Source organism: Pseudoduganella sp. GW821-FHT12E03 (assembly GCF_058807115.1).
In genome coordinates, this window is record NZ_JBXAQJ010000008.1 from 373450 (window position 1) to 387687 (window position 14238).

The window sequence follows — 14238 nt, forward strand, 5'->3', positions numbered from 1 at the left end:
GGCTATGAGGGGTATTTAATATGGCCGATGGGGCTCTTCGGCGTTAAAAAGTGGGGGGCGCGTGAGGCGCCAATGGCGCAACACCTTATTGCATTGTAAGAAATATATCTGTAAAGTAACTATTCGGCAAAGTTGCCCTGATACTACTACTTGCTTTCAATCTGAAACTAAATGAACACTCCGATCACGGCACTTGATAATGAGAAACTTTTCTTTCCCATTAATCAGGCGGATACCTCCCGGCAGCCAAATGCGAATAATTTACTGGCGCGGGAAATCTACGCGGCACTGGAGCGGTTCATTAGTGAGCGGGTCGAAGGCCTGTCATGTAGTAAAGCAGCGCTCAACGAAGGCCGCCAGCATGACGCCATCCTGATTGATGGACCACGTGGCTCTGGCAAGAGTTCGGTATTGGTCAACTTGAGGACCTACCTGGAAGAGAAAAATCCAGCGCTGTTGAAACGGGTTCATATTTTCGCGCCGGTAGATCCGACCTTGCTGGAAGAGCATGATGATTTGTTTTTAAATATCGTGGTGGCCGCAGTATTGTCCAGCAGCGATGTCAAGGCGGCACTCAATGTGGACTCCTCTGCTCGCACCCAGTTGCATAAACAACTGCAGCGTTTGGGACACGCGCTGCATAACATGCAATCGCAGCGGGACCGCAAGGGCATGGACAAGGTTCGCGCCTTTATTGGTAACCAAGAGTTGATTGAAGAGGTTCATCGCTTCTTTGACGATGTACGCAAGCTACTGGGCAAGGATTTACTGATACTGCCAATCGACGATGTCGATACATCACTCAACCGTGCCTTCGAAAATATGGAAGTGGTCCGCCGTTATTTGACGACACCATTGGTGCTGCCTGTGATTAGTGGCGACGCCAGCTTGTACCAAGACGTAACTTGGCGCGACATTCATCGGCGGTTGACGAAAGACAGCAGCTATGACAGAAAGGGCGCCTATGAACGTGCCCTGACACTGGCGGACGAGTATCAGCGCAAGGTGTTTCCGCTGCAGTACCGGCTGGCGATGCCGCCGGTCAGCCTCTACTTCGAACGCAAGGCGATCACGCTGGGAGTGGATCCGAGCGACAAGCTGACGCTGCCGGTTTTTTACGAGTGGCTAAAGGTGTTGCTGAATGATCGCACCAACGGCCTGGAAAACAGTGAATTGCCTGTGCCAGTCCATACGGTGCGCGCATTGGCGCAATTGGCCAACCGTTTGCGGTACCTTATCCCTTCACTGGAGAAAGCGGTACGGGCCAACGGCAAATTAGCCGATTCCTTACGCCACTATGCGCTGATGCCGGACGTCACGCCGGATGCTATCAAAGCGTTTGCGAAGCGTTATCAGGGCACTGACCTGACCTCGCCGGAAGCCGATCGGCGCAAGGCGCGCGACGATGCCTATACCAGTTTCGACCCCTTGCACAGCGATGCCGGCGTATCGGTCACGGGGGCCCCCGGATGGATGCATGAATTGAATCTGCCCGCATGGGTCGATACATTGTGCGAGCACATCCGATATGACCCGGAAGGCGGCGCGGCATATCTGGTGTTGCTGGCTACGCAAGCGTGGCGGCAAGACACTGTGCTGGATACCCGCTGGCGCAGTGCCTTTGACACGCCCCTGTTTCAGCCGCTCAGGCAGGCGCAAGACACGCTCTTTGCACATTTCCACCGAAGCGGGGTACTCGATGACTGGCGCAACCGCCTGACCGGAAGGGCGCCGGAAGTGTGGCTGGCACAGCTTCCTGGCAAAACCATATTGCCGTACCCGGTGCCGGAAATCGGCCCTTTGGTATCGAATGACGACAAAAAGCTGATTGCACTGGTACAACCTGAGGCACATGCACGGTTGCTGTTCGAGCTGGTCATGCACCGCAATTTCTATCGCGTCAATAAAACTGGTGCGGTGGTTTGCATAGGCCGCATCTTTGAACTTATTGTGACCAGCCTGCTGCGTAATGTGAGCGAGGCGGATATTCAAATCATTCTTCACCGCGCGCCATTCCTTTCCTTTAGCGATGTGGCCGGGACCAAGACCTTGTCGACGCCGGAAGATGATGCGGGCGATGAGTTTGAAGAATATGCATCGGCCACCGAAGAACTCGGCGATGCCGTGCGTGATTTGGCCAGCGCTATCAATGGCTGGCGTAGCCTGCATCGTTTGAGTGAATTGCGACTATCGCCATGGCTGGTCTATAACGTGATGAACAAAGTTTATAACCAGGCGTGGTATTTCAATTCGCCCCAGCAAGCAGCCAAGAGTTTCAAACAGCCGTTTGACGGCGTCGTCTGGGTGGCGCGTAAAGCCTTTAACAGTATCTGGGCGGCCTTTGGCAGTTTCGAAAAAGGACGGTTGTATGGATTGCCTGAAATTACCGCCACGGTAAACGTAGGAGAGGGCAAGGACTTTCAACGCAGCGAATTATATCGTCAAAACATTACACCATTCGTTGGGGAATCGTCGGGCGCTTCGAAGTTTGGCAGTGCGACTCGCGCCATCAGCTATTTTTTGAACGACCACCCGCTGAAAGCGTGGACTGATGCATTGAACTTCCCTGAACGGGGCGAAAAAGCCAGCGCCAAACAGGGGTCTTCAGGAACCGCGAGGAGCGAACTGCGGTCGAAGTGGCTGCAGGATAATCTTGGTAGTGGTGAGCTTAGGGCCACTGCAAAACGGAAGTTGAAGGCTATAGGCAACGAGAGAGCATTGGCCTTACTTGCCGAATATGAGAAATCATTCCCCCGCGATAGCAGCCTACGGCGCACGATCTCGAAAATTTACCCTATGAACCAGTAACGCACCATGTTGCAACGATCCTTGACAGAATTGGCCGTCGAAGCGCTTTTTTCCAGCGAGGAGCTTGCCAATGAATTGAAAGCGGCATTGGTGACGCCGGATGTGGCATTTGATGACGACAGCTTTGCGCTGCGGTGCAGGCAAGCGTTGGTACGTGATTTGGACCGCAACCACGCACGCCGGTTTCGTTTGACCGATCTGGAGCGTGCATTTCAAACTTGGTGGCCCGTGCGCTTCTTTAGCGCCGGGAAATTACCCCTGCTCGACAACATCTTCGATCAGGTGATGATGCGTAACGGCGATTTTCTGCAATACCGTGCCGAACAAGTCCAGGCATATGCACGGCTTGCAGCCGGTGTTGAGCCTACGCTGCTGGCAGGCTGGCATTTGGCAGGCTGGATGCACAACGAGGATTTGGTGGCACCGCATAATGTTGCGCGCATAGTGAAAAACCAATTGCCGTTCTTTGCTCCACCTCCCTTGGCTGGGAAACCCTATGCGGAAGGTCATGTACACCTTGGCGGTGTGCATTTTGATGGATTGATCCTACTGGGGAAGTTGACAAGCGAACCGCAATCAGGAAAGCCGGACCGGTTTGATCAGCTCAGTGCATTGTGTGCCGCATTGATGGAGTGCGCCACTCTGCCCGATGGTGGCATAGACCAAGTCCTGTTCCGGAAAAGATGCCATGGCATCCTGGCGCCCGGTGCTTCTGCGGAACTGGCCGCCTTGCCGGATTGGGCGCTTTTGTTCGAGGCACATAAGTTCGCCAACGAGATTGGCAAGTCATGGCTGCTGGCGCAGTTGGCGCAAGCGATGATGGATGGCGATCTTGGCTTGGCTTGGCGCTGGGTGGTTGTCTGGCTGTGGTATAGCTATCAGCATCCTGCAACGTGCGAATATGTTCGCCTGGCAATTTACTACTTGTTTGCGAATTTGATGCAGGTACGCCGTGCCACCATTATGGACGGCTTGGGGCTGAGCCGTTTCACACGGGATTATTACAGGAATCCGTTGCGTAAGGGGGAACCAAGTGCTGCACTCAATGACAGCGTACGGCGGCTTTTTGTGGGAAAGCTCGATCTGGTTGAAATTAAGGTGGAGCCCGACGCATTTACGCCGGATGGTGTCGCTAAGCTTGCCGGTACGCTCGCGAAGCATAGCGGGGCCGGTGACGCCGATAGTGGATTGCCATTGTCTGACGTGGCATCGGCAGCGTATATCGGGCAGATGGAGCGATGGCATTTCTGTGCCCACTTTCTGCGGCGCAAAGATTTCATCATTAATCGCGAAGACTTATGGGGCAAGGCAGATCAGTTTGTGGAGAGTCTTCAGCTGGAGGCCGGCTGGAATCTCCCTGAATTTTTGAATGGGCACTTGAATCAGGCGTACCGTTTCCACCCCGCTCGCTGGCTGCGCGGGCTTGACATCGCTGGCGATGAAAACGCGGTTCGTAGTGAAGTGTTTGCTCCTGTGCTGCGTTGGCTGCGGCGCGGCTTTCTGCAGCGGCCGTTCGGTGAATCAGCCTCCGCAGGTTTTCATTTGAGCATACATGCTGGAGAAGATTACGCCCATCCGTTGTCCGGCATGCGTCACGTGGATGAAACGGTCCGTTTTTGCGGCATGCGCTCTGGCGACCGGATTGGCCATGGGCTGGCGTTGGGAATCGACCCGGCAGAGTGGGTGCAGCGGCAGGGGGATATGATCCTGCCGGTCGATGAACATCTCGACAATCTGGTGTGGGCATGGCATTACGCCTGCAAATTGAGTGCAACTCTGCCGCTGGCCAGCCAGCTGGTGCCATCGCTTGAACGGCGCATTGCCAAGTTTGTCTATTCGGTATCGTGGCTCAAGGTTTCGGGCTTTGCTGCGCAGGCAGCGCAAACGCCGGACATTTTGCTGCGTGCGTGGAAGCTGCGGCGCAACTGCCATACCCAGTTCGGCATGAATCCGGCATCGGATTATGATGATCCCAAGTTGAAGGAGGCTGTGCCGGATTTCATCCGATTGCAGCGGGCATGTGATAACAAAAGCAATGCGTGGGGGGCGGAGCGGGCGTATTTCTTGCGGGAGTCTGAGGTGGCTACAAGGAAGCCTGCAGATACTGTGGAAACGTGCGTGTTGATACGCCAGCCTGGCAGCAGTATGCATGGTTCCTCATCCGGGCCGGACGGGATGCTTGTGGATGTGGAGACGCCAGAAAATCTGGCGTTTATGCATGCAGTTCAGGATTATTTGTTGGACAAATATGACCGTGATGGCCTGATCATAGAAGCCAACCCCAGTTCAAATATCTATATCGGCCGTTTTGAATCCCATAGGGAACATCCGATCTTCCGCTGGTATCCACCAGATGAATCGTGTTTGCGGGAAGGGCAGCCATGGAACAGGTATGGCTTGCGTAGGGGACCGATCAAGGTTCTCGTCAACACGGATGATCCAGGCATTATGCCCACCACCTTGCGCACCGAGTTCGCGCTGCTAGGCGAAGCAGCGATTGAACTTGGCTATTCGCGTACCAATGTTGACGCCTGGCTGGAACGCCTGCGGCAATTTGGATTGGACGAGTTTGGTCGCAACCATTTACCTATTTTTGAAAGGCAGTAACGATGGCTGATCCATTACAGCAGCGTATAGTTAAATTTGAGGCCGAACTAGATCAGGGTGTGGCCAATTATCGCCACTTCTCTTACTTTGCCAGAAGGCTGGTTGTGATCGGCGGTGTTTACTCAGCACTGTTTGTACCGATGCTCTTGCTGTTGAAATACTTTAAAGGTGATGACAAAAGCACGGAACTGAAGACGCTCGGCGACTACTTTGATCCCGCCTTATTAGAAATGGCATTATCTTGGCAAGCGCAATGCACTATTGCCGTGGTGATCTTGCTGATCGGCTTTGGTTGGGAGCGTAAGGGCGCATGGGCAAAGATTTTTTGCAATGCGATGATCTTGCTCGCGACAGTCCCTGTTTTTGTATACCTGGCCCCGGACAGCGCCACAGTGCTGATACGTGCCTGTCACGGATTGCTGTTACTTGTGGCTGCATTATTGATGGATCGTACTTTTGGCTTCACCAAAGCATGGGCGCGCAATCGTTTTTACCGCGAGCGTTTGCGTGCTTTGAAGGCACGAGATTATTCAGGCTATCCACCGAATAGCCGGGAGCAGGATTTCGACAAGCTGGAGGAAGGCTGTAGCGTGGATGCCTATCGCGATGTGGTCGGCGATACCTTTTTTATGTTCGATAAGATGCTGGGTAAACTCAAAGTCGAATAACGTTCATATGGAGGCGGTTTGAGGTTTATTCGCTGGCCGCAGCGGGCAGGTCTCCATATCTTGCCCTAACCGCCTGAGAAGTTCACTCCGCAAGGCGCTCAGTCCCGCCATGCGCCGGTCGATTTCCGCCACCTTGGCCTGCAGCACCGCCCGCAGCCGCGCCGCCGAGGCCTCGGGCGCGGCCAGCAGCGGCAAGTCCGCCTCGATTTCCTTCAGCGTGAAACCCAATTGCTGCGCCGTGCGGATATAGCGCAGCCAGTCCACCGCTTCCGGCGGATAGTCGCGGTAACCGTTGCCGCCGCGGCGCGCCGTCAATAGCCCCCGTTTTTCATAAAAACGCAGCGTGTCGCGGCTGAAGCCGGTGGCGGCGGCGATTTCTCCGATTTGCATGGCGGTCTCCAAATATAGCTTGACCTTGGAGTTTACTCCAGGGTTTAGCATGGGGCCATCTTTTTACAGGAGACAGATATGGTCGACCACCCGGCTTTCCGCCGCATTGTCCGCGCCAGCGCGCTGTACGATTTGCTGGTGACCTTGCCGTTTGCCACACCGTGGACCTTCGTTGCCGCCCACGCGTTGCTGTCGGAAGCCAACGTCGCGCTGGGCGGCACGGCGCTGCCCGCGTTTGAACCGTTCCATATATTGATGGCGTGCCTGATGGGCAGCGTGGTCATGGTCTGGTCGGTATTGCGGCTGCGCGACCCGCAAGCACTGTATGGCCGCTATGACGCGGTGGCACGGCTGCTGTTTTCCACCTGGATGGGCTGGACCTGGCTGCAGACGGGGACACCGCTGCTATGGCTGTTCATGGTGCCGGAATTCGCCTGGTTCGTGGCGCAGTCGCTGCCCGTGCGCGCCGTTGGCGCGGTGCGCGGTAAGATGGACCGCGTTGCCGCCTGAATGATTTTCCCGCTGGTCGATTTCCTGCCGTGTCGAACGTCGTTCCGGCAGGCGGGCGGCGCCCGTCCTTCAATCCACACATCAACCAGAAAGGTAATGCCATGGCGACTATTCAAAGCATCATTCCCTGCCTGTGGTTCGACTCGCAGGCGGAAGAAGCGGCAAAGTACTACACCGGTATTTTTGACGGCGGGCGCATCACCCAAGTCAGTTACTACACGGAAGTCGGCCAGGAACAGCATGGCCAGAAGCCTGGCACCGTGCTGACCGTGGATTTTGAAATCAATGGCCAGAAGTTCACGGCATTGAACGGCGGCCCCATCTTCAAATTCAGTGAAGCGGTGTCATTCCAGGTCATGTGCGAGAGCCAGCAGGAAATCGACCGCTACTGGACCCAGTTGGGCGAGGGCGGCGATCCGGCGGCCCGGCAATGCGGCTGGCTGAAGGATAAATATGGCCTGTCGTGGCAAATCGTGCCGCGCGTGCTGGTGGAGATGCTGAAGGATTCCGTGTCCCCGCCCGCGCAGCGGGCCATGGCGGCCCTGATGCAAATGAAAAAGCTCGATATCGCGGAATTGCAACGCGCCTATGCCGGCTGAGCGGCGTCTCAGCGGCCGATTAATCGGCGTATCATGACCATTCCCATCCTGCCAGGAGACTTGCCATGCAAGCGCAACCCCTTATTGCAGTTTCGGACGTGCCGGCCAGCAGCCGCTGGTATCAAACCTTGCTGGCGGCCCGCAGCGGCCACGGCGGCCGCGAATATGAACAACTCCTGCACGGCGAGCGCTTGATCCTGCAATTGCACCGCTGGGATGCGCACGGCCACCGCCACCTGGGCGACCCGGAATCGAGGCCATACGGCAACGGTGTGCTGCTGTGGTTCTGGACCGAGGATTTCGACGATGCCGTCGAGCGCGTGGCGGCGCTGTCCGCCACGGTGCTGGAAGGGCCGAAGGAAAACACCAATGCGTCGCACCGGGAAATCTGGATCCGGGATCCGGACGGCTATGTCGTGGTGCTGGCGGGGCCATACGGCGACGTTGGGATGTAGGCCGGGCCGGCACGTCAAACGGCGCCTGTAGCGCGGTTCCGTGGGGCGGATTCAAGGGGGGGCGCCCAGCCAACCCGCCATGCGTGCGTCAACGCGCAGGCATGGCGGCATTGTAAATGCCGCCCTACGTTGGCCAGGTTTCAGTGGCCACCCGCAGCATATTGCCGCCCATGACTTGCGCCGCCTCGGCCTCCGACATGCCCACCTTGCGCAGTTCGGCCGCCAGTTCGCGCCACATCTCCGGCGCGACGAACGTGGGCGGTTTTTCGCGGCTGTACCCCGCTGACGCGGGCCACCAGTACGACGGATCGAACCCACCCGGCGGGGTGTCGTCCAGTTCCGGTTCGGAAAAACAGATATCGGTGCCGATCCCCACGTGCTCCACGCCCGCCACCTCGGCCAGGTAAGCGGCATGGCGCGCCACGTCGGCCGCCGCCGGCGCCGTGCTGCCGAGGAACCACGACAGGCCCGAGACGCAGACCACGCCGCCGGTGGCGGCGCAGGCGCGGATTTGTTCATCGGTGATGTTGCGGCCATGTTGGGCCAGCGCATAAGGATTGGCATGGCTGAACACCACCGGCTTGCTGGACACCTCCATGATTTCCAGCGACGACTGGCGCCCGGTGTGCGAGCAATCCATGATGATGCCGGCGTCATTGACGGCTTGCACCATGCGGCGGCCCAGCGGCGTCAGGCCGCGCGGTGTGTCATGGCAGCCGCCCGCCACGCTGTTGTTGCGGTTGTAGACAAAGTGGATTTGCCGCACCCCCAGCTGCGCATACAGCGCCACCATCTCCGGCCGGTCCAGCAGCGGCATCGACCCTTCCAGGTCGAACGTCAGCGCCATCTTGCCCGCCATGGCCGCGCGCCGCACGTCGTCCACGCTGGCCGCCAGCACGTAGCGTTCCGGCTGCGCGGCAATGGTGGCGCGGTAGCCGGCGATCACCGCCATCACTTGCGACAGCGGGTTCATGTCGGCCCCCACATTGAGCGAGGTGTAATGCACGCCGGCCGCATGCAGCCGCGCGACCGGCTCGAACGAGGCATCAGGGTGCTGCGGCAGGCAAACGTGGGCGTCCCAGTGGATCATCTTGTTAATTCCTTAATGATGGGCGGCCATATTCCCATGGAATGCCGCCGAACGGCAAGGGCGTGCCGGTCTCCTTGCCGGTTTCCTCGCCTTTATCCCTTATACTGGCGGGTTCTTCGAGGGATTCCAAATGACTTTTTCCACGCTGGGCCTCGCGCCCCCGTTACTGAACGCCGTGGCCGCAGTGGGCTATACCGAACCGACCGCGATCCAGGCTGCCGCCATTCCCGCCGCCTTGCGCGGCGACGATGTGCTGGGCGCCGCGCAGACGGGGTCCGGCAAGACCGCCGCGTTTGTGTTGCCGCTGCTGCAGGCGCTGCTGGCGCGCCGCCATGCGGGCAACGGCCCGCGCCCGCTGCATGGCCTGGTGCTGGCGCCGACGCGCGAACTGGCGGCGCAGGTGGGCGAGGCGATCCGCACCCTGGCCGAACATTTGCCTGCGCCGGTGAAAGTCGTGACGGCGTTTGGCGGCGTCTCGATCAACCCGCAAATGATGGCGCTGCGCGGCGGCGCGGACATCGTGGTGGCAACGCCGGGCCGCTTGCTGGACCTGGTGGAGCACAACGCGCTCAAGCTGGACAAGGTTGCCACCCTGGTGCTCGATGAAGCGGACCGCTTGCTGGACATGGGCTTTGCCGACGAGGTCAACCGCATCCTGGCGCTGCTGCCGACCGCGCGCCAGAGCCTGTTCTTTTCCGCCACTTTCCCGCCTGCGGTACAGGCGCTGGCGCACGGCATGCTGCGCAACCCGGTGCGCGCGGAAGTGGCCAGCACGCCGGAAACCGCGCCCGATATCGCGCAGCGCGCGATCCTGGTCGATGAACCGCGCCGCGTGCAATTGCTGCGCCACCTGATCCTGGAAAACGGCTGGGAACGGGTGATGGTGTTTGTCGCCACCAAGTATGCGGCGGACCACGTGGCCGATAAATTGCGCCGCAACGGCATCCATGCGGAAGCGTTCCACGCCGACCAGAGCCAGGGCGCGCGCACCGCCATGCTGGCCGACTTCAAGGTGTCGCACATCCGCGTGCTGGTGGCGACCGACGTGGCCGCGCGCGGCATCGATATCGCGCAATTGCCGGTGGTGGTGAATTTTGATTTGCCCCGCTCTGCGGCGGACTATACGCACCGTATCGGCCGCACCGGCCGCGCCGGCGCCAGCGGGCTGGCGGTGAGTTTTGTCAGCGCCGCGACGGAAGCGCATTTTCGCCTGATCGAAAGCCGGCAAAAGGTCCGCGTGCCGCGCGAACAGCTGGCCGGGTTTGAACCGGTGCAAACCGCCGCGCCGGCCGTGCATGCCGCCACCGATACCGTCAACGGCGGCGTCAAGGGCAAGCGCAAGAGCAAGAAAGACAAGTTGCGCGAAGCGGCGGCGGCCGCCGCCACCGACGCTTGAACGTGTAGGGCGGCTTTTACAAAGCCGCCATGCGTGCATGCAGGTACTGCCGGTGCTGGTGGCGACGCAAGCACGGCGGCTTTCGCTTGCGCGAAAACCGCCCTACCGGATTAGCGGCTCGTACTGCTCTCGGTCACCAGCGCCATGCGCCGCCGCACCTGCTCGGCCGCCTGCGTGTCGCCCGCCTTTTCCGCCCGCATCGCTTGCGCTTGCAGCCACGCCAGCAGCGGCTTGCGCCAGCCCTGGTCGGACGCGGTTTCCACCGCCACCGTCAGCACGGCGGGGGCGGCGTGGCCCGCGCGCAGCACCGCGCCCGCCGCGACCAGCCGCGATAAGGGATCGGCGATCGCCGCCACCGCCGCCGAGGCGGCAAGGTCATTCCCAGCCGCCAGCGCGTTGGCCACGGCGCGGTGCTGCTCCGGCAGCAGCGCCGCCTCCGCCGGCTGGCCGGACAAGTAGAGCAGGTAAGCCAGGTCCGCCGCCGTGGCATCGGCCCGCAGCCGTTCAATGCCGGGGCATGTTTCAAACACCAGCGCCGCCACTTGCGCCGCGCAGGCCGCCAGTTCAATCCGGATCGCCAGCGCCATCTTGCCGGTGCTGCCGACCTCCAGCCTTGCGCGCGCCAGTTCCGCCTGCGCCACCCGGTCCTTGCCGGACAGGTAAGCGGAAATCGACCGTTCCTGCGCGCTGTGCGCATTCATTTGCCAGTCCGGCACCGGCGGGCCGCCGCTGCAGGCCGATAAGAGGGACATGGCGGCCAGCAGGCAAGAAAGGGCAGGGCGGCTCATGGCAGTTTGATCTCCGCATCACGTTTAAATGGCCACTTGCGGTTGATTTCATTGATCAACTGTTCGATGCGCCGCAAGTTGCTGTCGACATCGGCGCGCAGCGCGCCCAGGTCTTGCGTGGCGACGCGGGCATTGGCGCCCACCGCCTGCGCCTCGGCCAGCACGGCATCCATCTTCTTCAGGCTGGAACGCGCATCGACCAGCAAGCCTTTCAATTCCACCACGGCAGCCTGCGTATCCGTCATCACGCCCTGCTTGCCAAACACTTGCTTGTCCGCGTTGCCGACCAGGCTGTCGGCTTTGAGGATCAGCGCATTGGCGTTGCGCAGCAATTGCTGCGCCTTCTGGTCTTCGCCGGCAATCAAGCCCATGGCGCCGCCGGGACCATTGAGGCGGCCCGTGACGCCCTGCACATTCTTCAAGCTCACATCGAGCGCGGAATCGGTGGCGGTCAGGTTGTTCAGGTTGGCCAGCAAGTCGCGCGCGGCCGACAGCAATTGCGGCACCTGGCCCGCCATGTCGCCAACCAGCAATTCGCGGGTGGCGCCGTCGGGCAGCGGCGGGTCGGCGGGGATGCCGGAATAAGCGCGCAGCTTGGCGCCGCCGACCAGCCCCCGCTCCAGGGTAAACACACTGGAGGTGCGCAGCCAGTGCGCATCTTTTTGCGTGACATCGACCAGGATGCGAGCCTTGCCGTCCGGCCCCAGTTCGATGCGCTGCACGCGGCCGATGGGGAAACCGGCAAACGTGACATCCATGCCGACGCCGACCCCGTCCGAATCATCGGCGCTCAGCACCAGCCGCTGGGTGGCGTCGAACGCGCCGCGCGCATACATCAGGTACACGGCCAGCCCGGCCACCATGACCAGCATCAGCCCGAGCAGCAGCGCCGCTTTCAGCTCGGCGTTGCGCAGCGAAGGAGGGACCGCGGGTTCGTCCATTCAACATTCCTCAGTAATAATTGCCCATCAGCGAAGCCGCCTCGATCAGCAGCAGCACGGAAAACATGCGCACCATGTCGGACAAGCCGTGTACATGGCGCAGCCGCGCGCTGGCGCCAAAGTACGCCGATGCCAGCGGGATCATGCCGACCGCGAAACTAAAAAACACGATCTTCAGCATCAGGATCATCGACACGGCGGGATTGAAAACCTGGCCCACCACGCGGGTATAGCCTTGCAGCGCATAGGGCGTAAAACCGTAAATCGACAGGTACGCCAGCACCAGGGTCAGCACGCAGCTGACGGCGCCCAGCAGCCAGACGGCAAACATGCCCGCCATCGCGCGCGGGAAAAATTCGCGCTGCAGACCGCTGATGCCGCGCAGTTCCGCATCGCGGTTTGCCGCGGCGGCCAGTTTGGCTGGCGCTGCCGCGGCGGCCGCTTCGGCGGTTTCGCCCAATGTCGGCCCCGGGGCGCCGGTGTCCGTCGCCGGCGCGTGGCTGCCGGTCGCGCTGGCGGTATCGGCGGCCGGTTCGCCGGCGTGGCGGACCACTTCCGGCAGCCGCGCGCCATGCGCGACCGGAAAGCCGCCGCTGTTGCCGCGCACCTCGGCCAGCGCCTGGGCAAATGCGACCCCGGCCGGCAAGGTATTGCGCAGCGCGACAAACAGCGCCACCGTCAGCGGGATCAGTTCCAGCACCAGCACCCGCACCACCATTTCCAGCGCGTAGCGCGACAAGCCATAGCTGCTGGATGTCACCACCACGATGCGGATGATGACCAGGCTGATAAAGGTCGTCATCAGCGAAAACCACAGCAAATGCGGCGCCGTGCCGAGCACGATTTCGCGCGCCAGCACGGGACGGGCGCGCCGGTTGTAGCTCGATGGGGAAAATGCCAGCGTGGCCACCAGCACGGTGAAATGCAGTAATTGCCACCAGCTGACGAGCCAGTCCAGCGCCCAGCGCTGCAACTCGCGCAGTGGCGCGAACAGGGCGAGCGGCGGGCGGGAGGGCGGGGTATGCATGGGCGCCATGTTAGCACCGGCCATCACTGGCCGGAGAACGATTCAAGGATGGCGTCGGCCGCCGCCCGCACCCGCGCCGTGCGGTTCAAATCCGTGTGCATGACGAGGTAGACGTCGTAGTGCTGTTCCCGCTCCGGCCAGATGCGCACCAGTTCCGGCATCTGGTCCGCCATGTGGGTGGCCAGTTCGCCGATGCCCAGGCCGGCCTTGACGGCTTCATGCAGCATCAGGCCGGTGTTGACTTCCATGACCACCCGCGCATTGGCCACCGGTTCACCGCACAGCTTGTCGCCATGGCGCGGCGCCACGCTGGCTTGGTAAATCACGATATCGTGGCCTTGCAAGGCATTACCCGGCACCGGCATGCCATGCCGTTCCAGGTACCCGCGCGCCGCGTACAGGCCCAGGGTGCGCCGCACCAGGCGGCGCGAGACCAGGTCCGGGTCGGTGGGACGCACCGTGCGGATCGCCAGGTCCGCTTCGCGCCGCGTCAGGCTTGACAACTGCGTCGACGCCGACAGCACGATGCGGATATCCGGGTGCCGCAGGTGCAAGCGCTGCATGGCCTCGATGACAAAGTGCGCCGCCATGGTGTCGGACGTCGCCACCCGGATAGTCCCGGACAGCCGGTGATCGATGCCCTGCATTTCCCGCTGCAAGCGGTTGGCGGCGGCTTCCATTTGCTCGGCCGCGCCCACCGCCAGTTCGCCGGCCGGGGTGGCGGAATAGCCGCCCGGCGTGCGCAGGAACAGCCGGGCGTTGAGCGCCTTTTCCATGGCGGCCAGGCGGCGGCCCACGGTGGCCTGGTCGATCTCCAGGGTGGCGGCGGCGCCGCGCAGCGTGCCGGCGCGGTAAATCGCGAGAAAAATGCGGGCGTTATCCCAATCCATGGATGGCGGCTATGTGCTCGATCGTGATGCAAATTTGCATCGGAGTGCTGATGATATGCGTGTTTACTG

The 14238-nt window shown here is 60.8% G+C and carries 13 protein-coding genes; 7 read left to right on the forward strand and 6 right to left on the reverse strand.

What is annotated here, in order from left to right:
• Positions 1–171 precede the first annotated feature (171 nt).
• Genes rdrA through AC1RRC_RS21840 form a run of 3 tightly spaced genes read left to right on the forward strand, consistent with a single transcriptional unit; the run spans position 172 to position 6083 of the window.
• A complete protein-coding gene (rdrA, locus tag AC1RRC_RS21830; protein WP_493057625.1) occupies positions 172–2808 on the forward strand; it encodes an antiviral RADAR system adenosine triphosphatase RdrA in 2637 nt (878 codons plus the stop codon).
• Positions 2809–2814: 6 nt separating this feature from the next.
• Complete coding sequence (gene rdrB, locus AC1RRC_RS21835; RefSeq protein ID WP_493057626.1) at positions 2815–5415, forward strand: antiviral RADAR system adenosine deaminase RdrB; 2601 nt, start codon at positions 2815–2817, stop codon at positions 5413–5415.
• Positions 5416–5417: 2 nt separating this feature from the next.
• Positions 5418–6083 (forward strand): hypothetical protein, encoded by a 666-nt coding sequence (locus AC1RRC_RS21840; protein WP_493057627.1) that lies wholly within the window; start codon positions 5418–5420, stop codon positions 6081–6083.
• A 3-nt stretch (positions 6084–6086) separates the two neighbouring features.
• Here the strand turns inward: AC1RRC_RS21840 and AC1RRC_RS21845 are convergent, their stop codons facing one another.
• Positions 6087–6473: a MerR family transcriptional regulator gene (locus tag AC1RRC_RS21845; protein ID WP_493057628.1), complete on the reverse strand. Its 387-nt coding sequence runs from the start codon at positions 6471–6473 to the stop codon at positions 6087–6089.
• 78 nt (positions 6474–6551) lie between these two features.
• Here AC1RRC_RS21845 and AC1RRC_RS21850 point away from each other — a divergent pair, with 78 nt between their 5' ends.
• The 3 genes from AC1RRC_RS21850 (at position 6552) to AC1RRC_RS21860 (ending at position 8037) form a co-directional block, all read left to right on the forward strand.
• Positions 6552–6983 carry a hypothetical protein gene (locus AC1RRC_RS21850; RefSeq protein ID WP_493057629.1) on the forward strand — a complete coding sequence of 144 codons (432 nt, stop codon included), beginning with the start codon at positions 6552–6554 and terminating at the stop codon, positions 6981–6983.
• Between the two features lie 101 nt (positions 6984–7084).
• Positions 7085–7582, forward strand: a complete 498-nt coding sequence (locus AC1RRC_RS21855) for a VOC family protein (RefSeq protein WP_493057630.1) — start codon at positions 7085–7087, stop codon at positions 7580–7582.
• Positions 7583–7647: 65 nt separating this feature from the next.
• Positions 7648–8037, forward strand: coding sequence for a VOC family protein (locus AC1RRC_RS21860; protein ID WP_493057631.1), 390 nt, complete (start codon positions 7648–7650; stop codon positions 8035–8037).
• Between the two features lie 124 nt (positions 8038–8161).
• Here the strand turns inward: AC1RRC_RS21860 and AC1RRC_RS21865 are convergent, their stop codons facing one another.
• On the reverse strand, positions 8162–9127 hold the full coding sequence (locus AC1RRC_RS21865) for a dipeptidase (protein WP_493057632.1): 966 nt from the start codon (positions 9125–9127) through the stop codon (positions 8162–8164).
• Between the two features lie 130 nt (positions 9128–9257).
• Between AC1RRC_RS21865 and AC1RRC_RS21870 the strand changes: the two genes are divergently transcribed.
• Positions 9258–10523 carry a DEAD/DEAH box helicase gene (locus tag AC1RRC_RS21870; protein WP_493057633.1) on the forward strand — a complete coding sequence of 422 codons (1266 nt, stop codon included), beginning with the start codon at positions 9258–9260 and terminating at the stop codon, positions 10521–10523.
• Between the two features lie 110 nt (positions 10524–10633).
• On the opposite strand, the gene AC1RRC_RS21875 is transcribed toward AC1RRC_RS21870, so the two are convergent.
• From AC1RRC_RS21875 to AC1RRC_RS21890, 4 genes are read right to left on the reverse strand one after another with little or no spacing between them, the layout of a single operon-like run.
• Positions 10634–11311, reverse strand: a complete 678-nt coding sequence (locus AC1RRC_RS21875; protein WP_493057634.1) for a hypothetical protein — start codon at positions 11309–11311, stop codon at positions 10634–10636.
• Positions 11308–12252 (reverse strand): MlaD family protein, encoded by a 945-nt coding sequence (locus AC1RRC_RS21880; RefSeq protein WP_493057635.1) that lies wholly within the window; start codon positions 12250–12252, stop codon positions 11308–11310. Before AC1RRC_RS21880 ends, AC1RRC_RS21875 begins: the two co-directional genes overlap by 4 nt.
• 10 nt (positions 12253–12262) lie before the next feature.
• Entirely contained in the window at positions 12263–13279 is a 1017-nt protein-coding gene (locus AC1RRC_RS21885; protein WP_493057636.1) for an MlaE family ABC transporter permease, read from the reverse strand.
• Positions 13280–13302: 23 nt separating this feature from the next.
• A complete protein-coding gene (locus AC1RRC_RS21890; protein WP_493057637.1) occupies positions 13303–14169 on the reverse strand; it encodes a LysR family transcriptional regulator in 867 nt (288 codons plus the stop codon).
• Between the last annotated feature and the right edge of the window lie 69 nt (positions 14170–14238).

Excerpts from the sequence above, each read along its gene's own strand:
- rdrB (WP_493057626.1), top strand. The coding sequence starts at position 2,815 with ATGTTGCAACGATCCTTGACAGAATTGGCCGTCGAAGCGCTTTTTTCC.
- AC1RRC_RS21885 (WP_493057636.1), bottom strand. The coding sequence starts at position 13,279 with ATGCATACCCCGCCCTCCCGCCCGCCGCTCGCCCTGTTCGCGCCACTG.
- AC1RRC_RS21840 (WP_493057627.1), top strand. The coding sequence starts at position 5,418 with ATGGCTGATCCATTACAGCAGCGTATAGTTAAATTTGAGGCCGAACTA.
- AC1RRC_RS21850 (WP_493057629.1), top strand. The coding sequence starts at position 6,552 with ATGGTCGACCACCCGGCTTTCCGCCGCATTGTCCGCGCCAGCGCGCTG.
- AC1RRC_RS21880 (WP_493057635.1), bottom strand. The coding sequence starts at position 12,252 with ATGGACGAACCCGCGGTCCCTCCTTCGCTGCGCAACGCCGAGCTGAAA.
- AC1RRC_RS21855 (WP_493057630.1), top strand. The coding sequence starts at position 7,085 with ATGGCGACTATTCAAAGCATCATTCCCTGCCTGTGGTTCGACTCGCAG.
- rdrA (WP_493057625.1), top strand. The coding sequence starts at position 172 with ATGAACACTCCGATCACGGCACTTGATAATGAGAAACTTTTCTTTCCC.
- AC1RRC_RS21845 (WP_493057628.1), bottom strand. The coding sequence starts at position 6,473 with ATGCAAATCGGAGAAATCGCCGCCGCCACCGGCTTCAGCCGCGACACG.
- AC1RRC_RS21870 (WP_493057633.1), top strand. The coding sequence starts at position 9,258 with ATGACTTTTTCCACGCTGGGCCTCGCGCCCCCGTTACTGAACGCCGTG.
- AC1RRC_RS21865 (WP_493057632.1), bottom strand. The coding sequence starts at position 9,127 with ATGATCCACTGGGACGCCCACGTTTGCCTGCCGCAGCACCCTGATGCC.
- AC1RRC_RS21860 (WP_493057631.1), top strand. The coding sequence starts at position 7,648 with ATGCAAGCGCAACCCCTTATTGCAGTTTCGGACGTGCCGGCCAGCAGC.
- AC1RRC_RS21890 (WP_493057637.1), bottom strand. The coding sequence starts at position 14,169 with ATGGATTGGGATAACGCCCGCATTTTTCTCGCGATTTACCGCGCCGGC.
- AC1RRC_RS21875 (WP_493057634.1), bottom strand. The coding sequence starts at position 11,311 with ATGAGCCGCCCTGCCCTTTCTTGCCTGCTGGCCGCCATGTCCCTCTTA.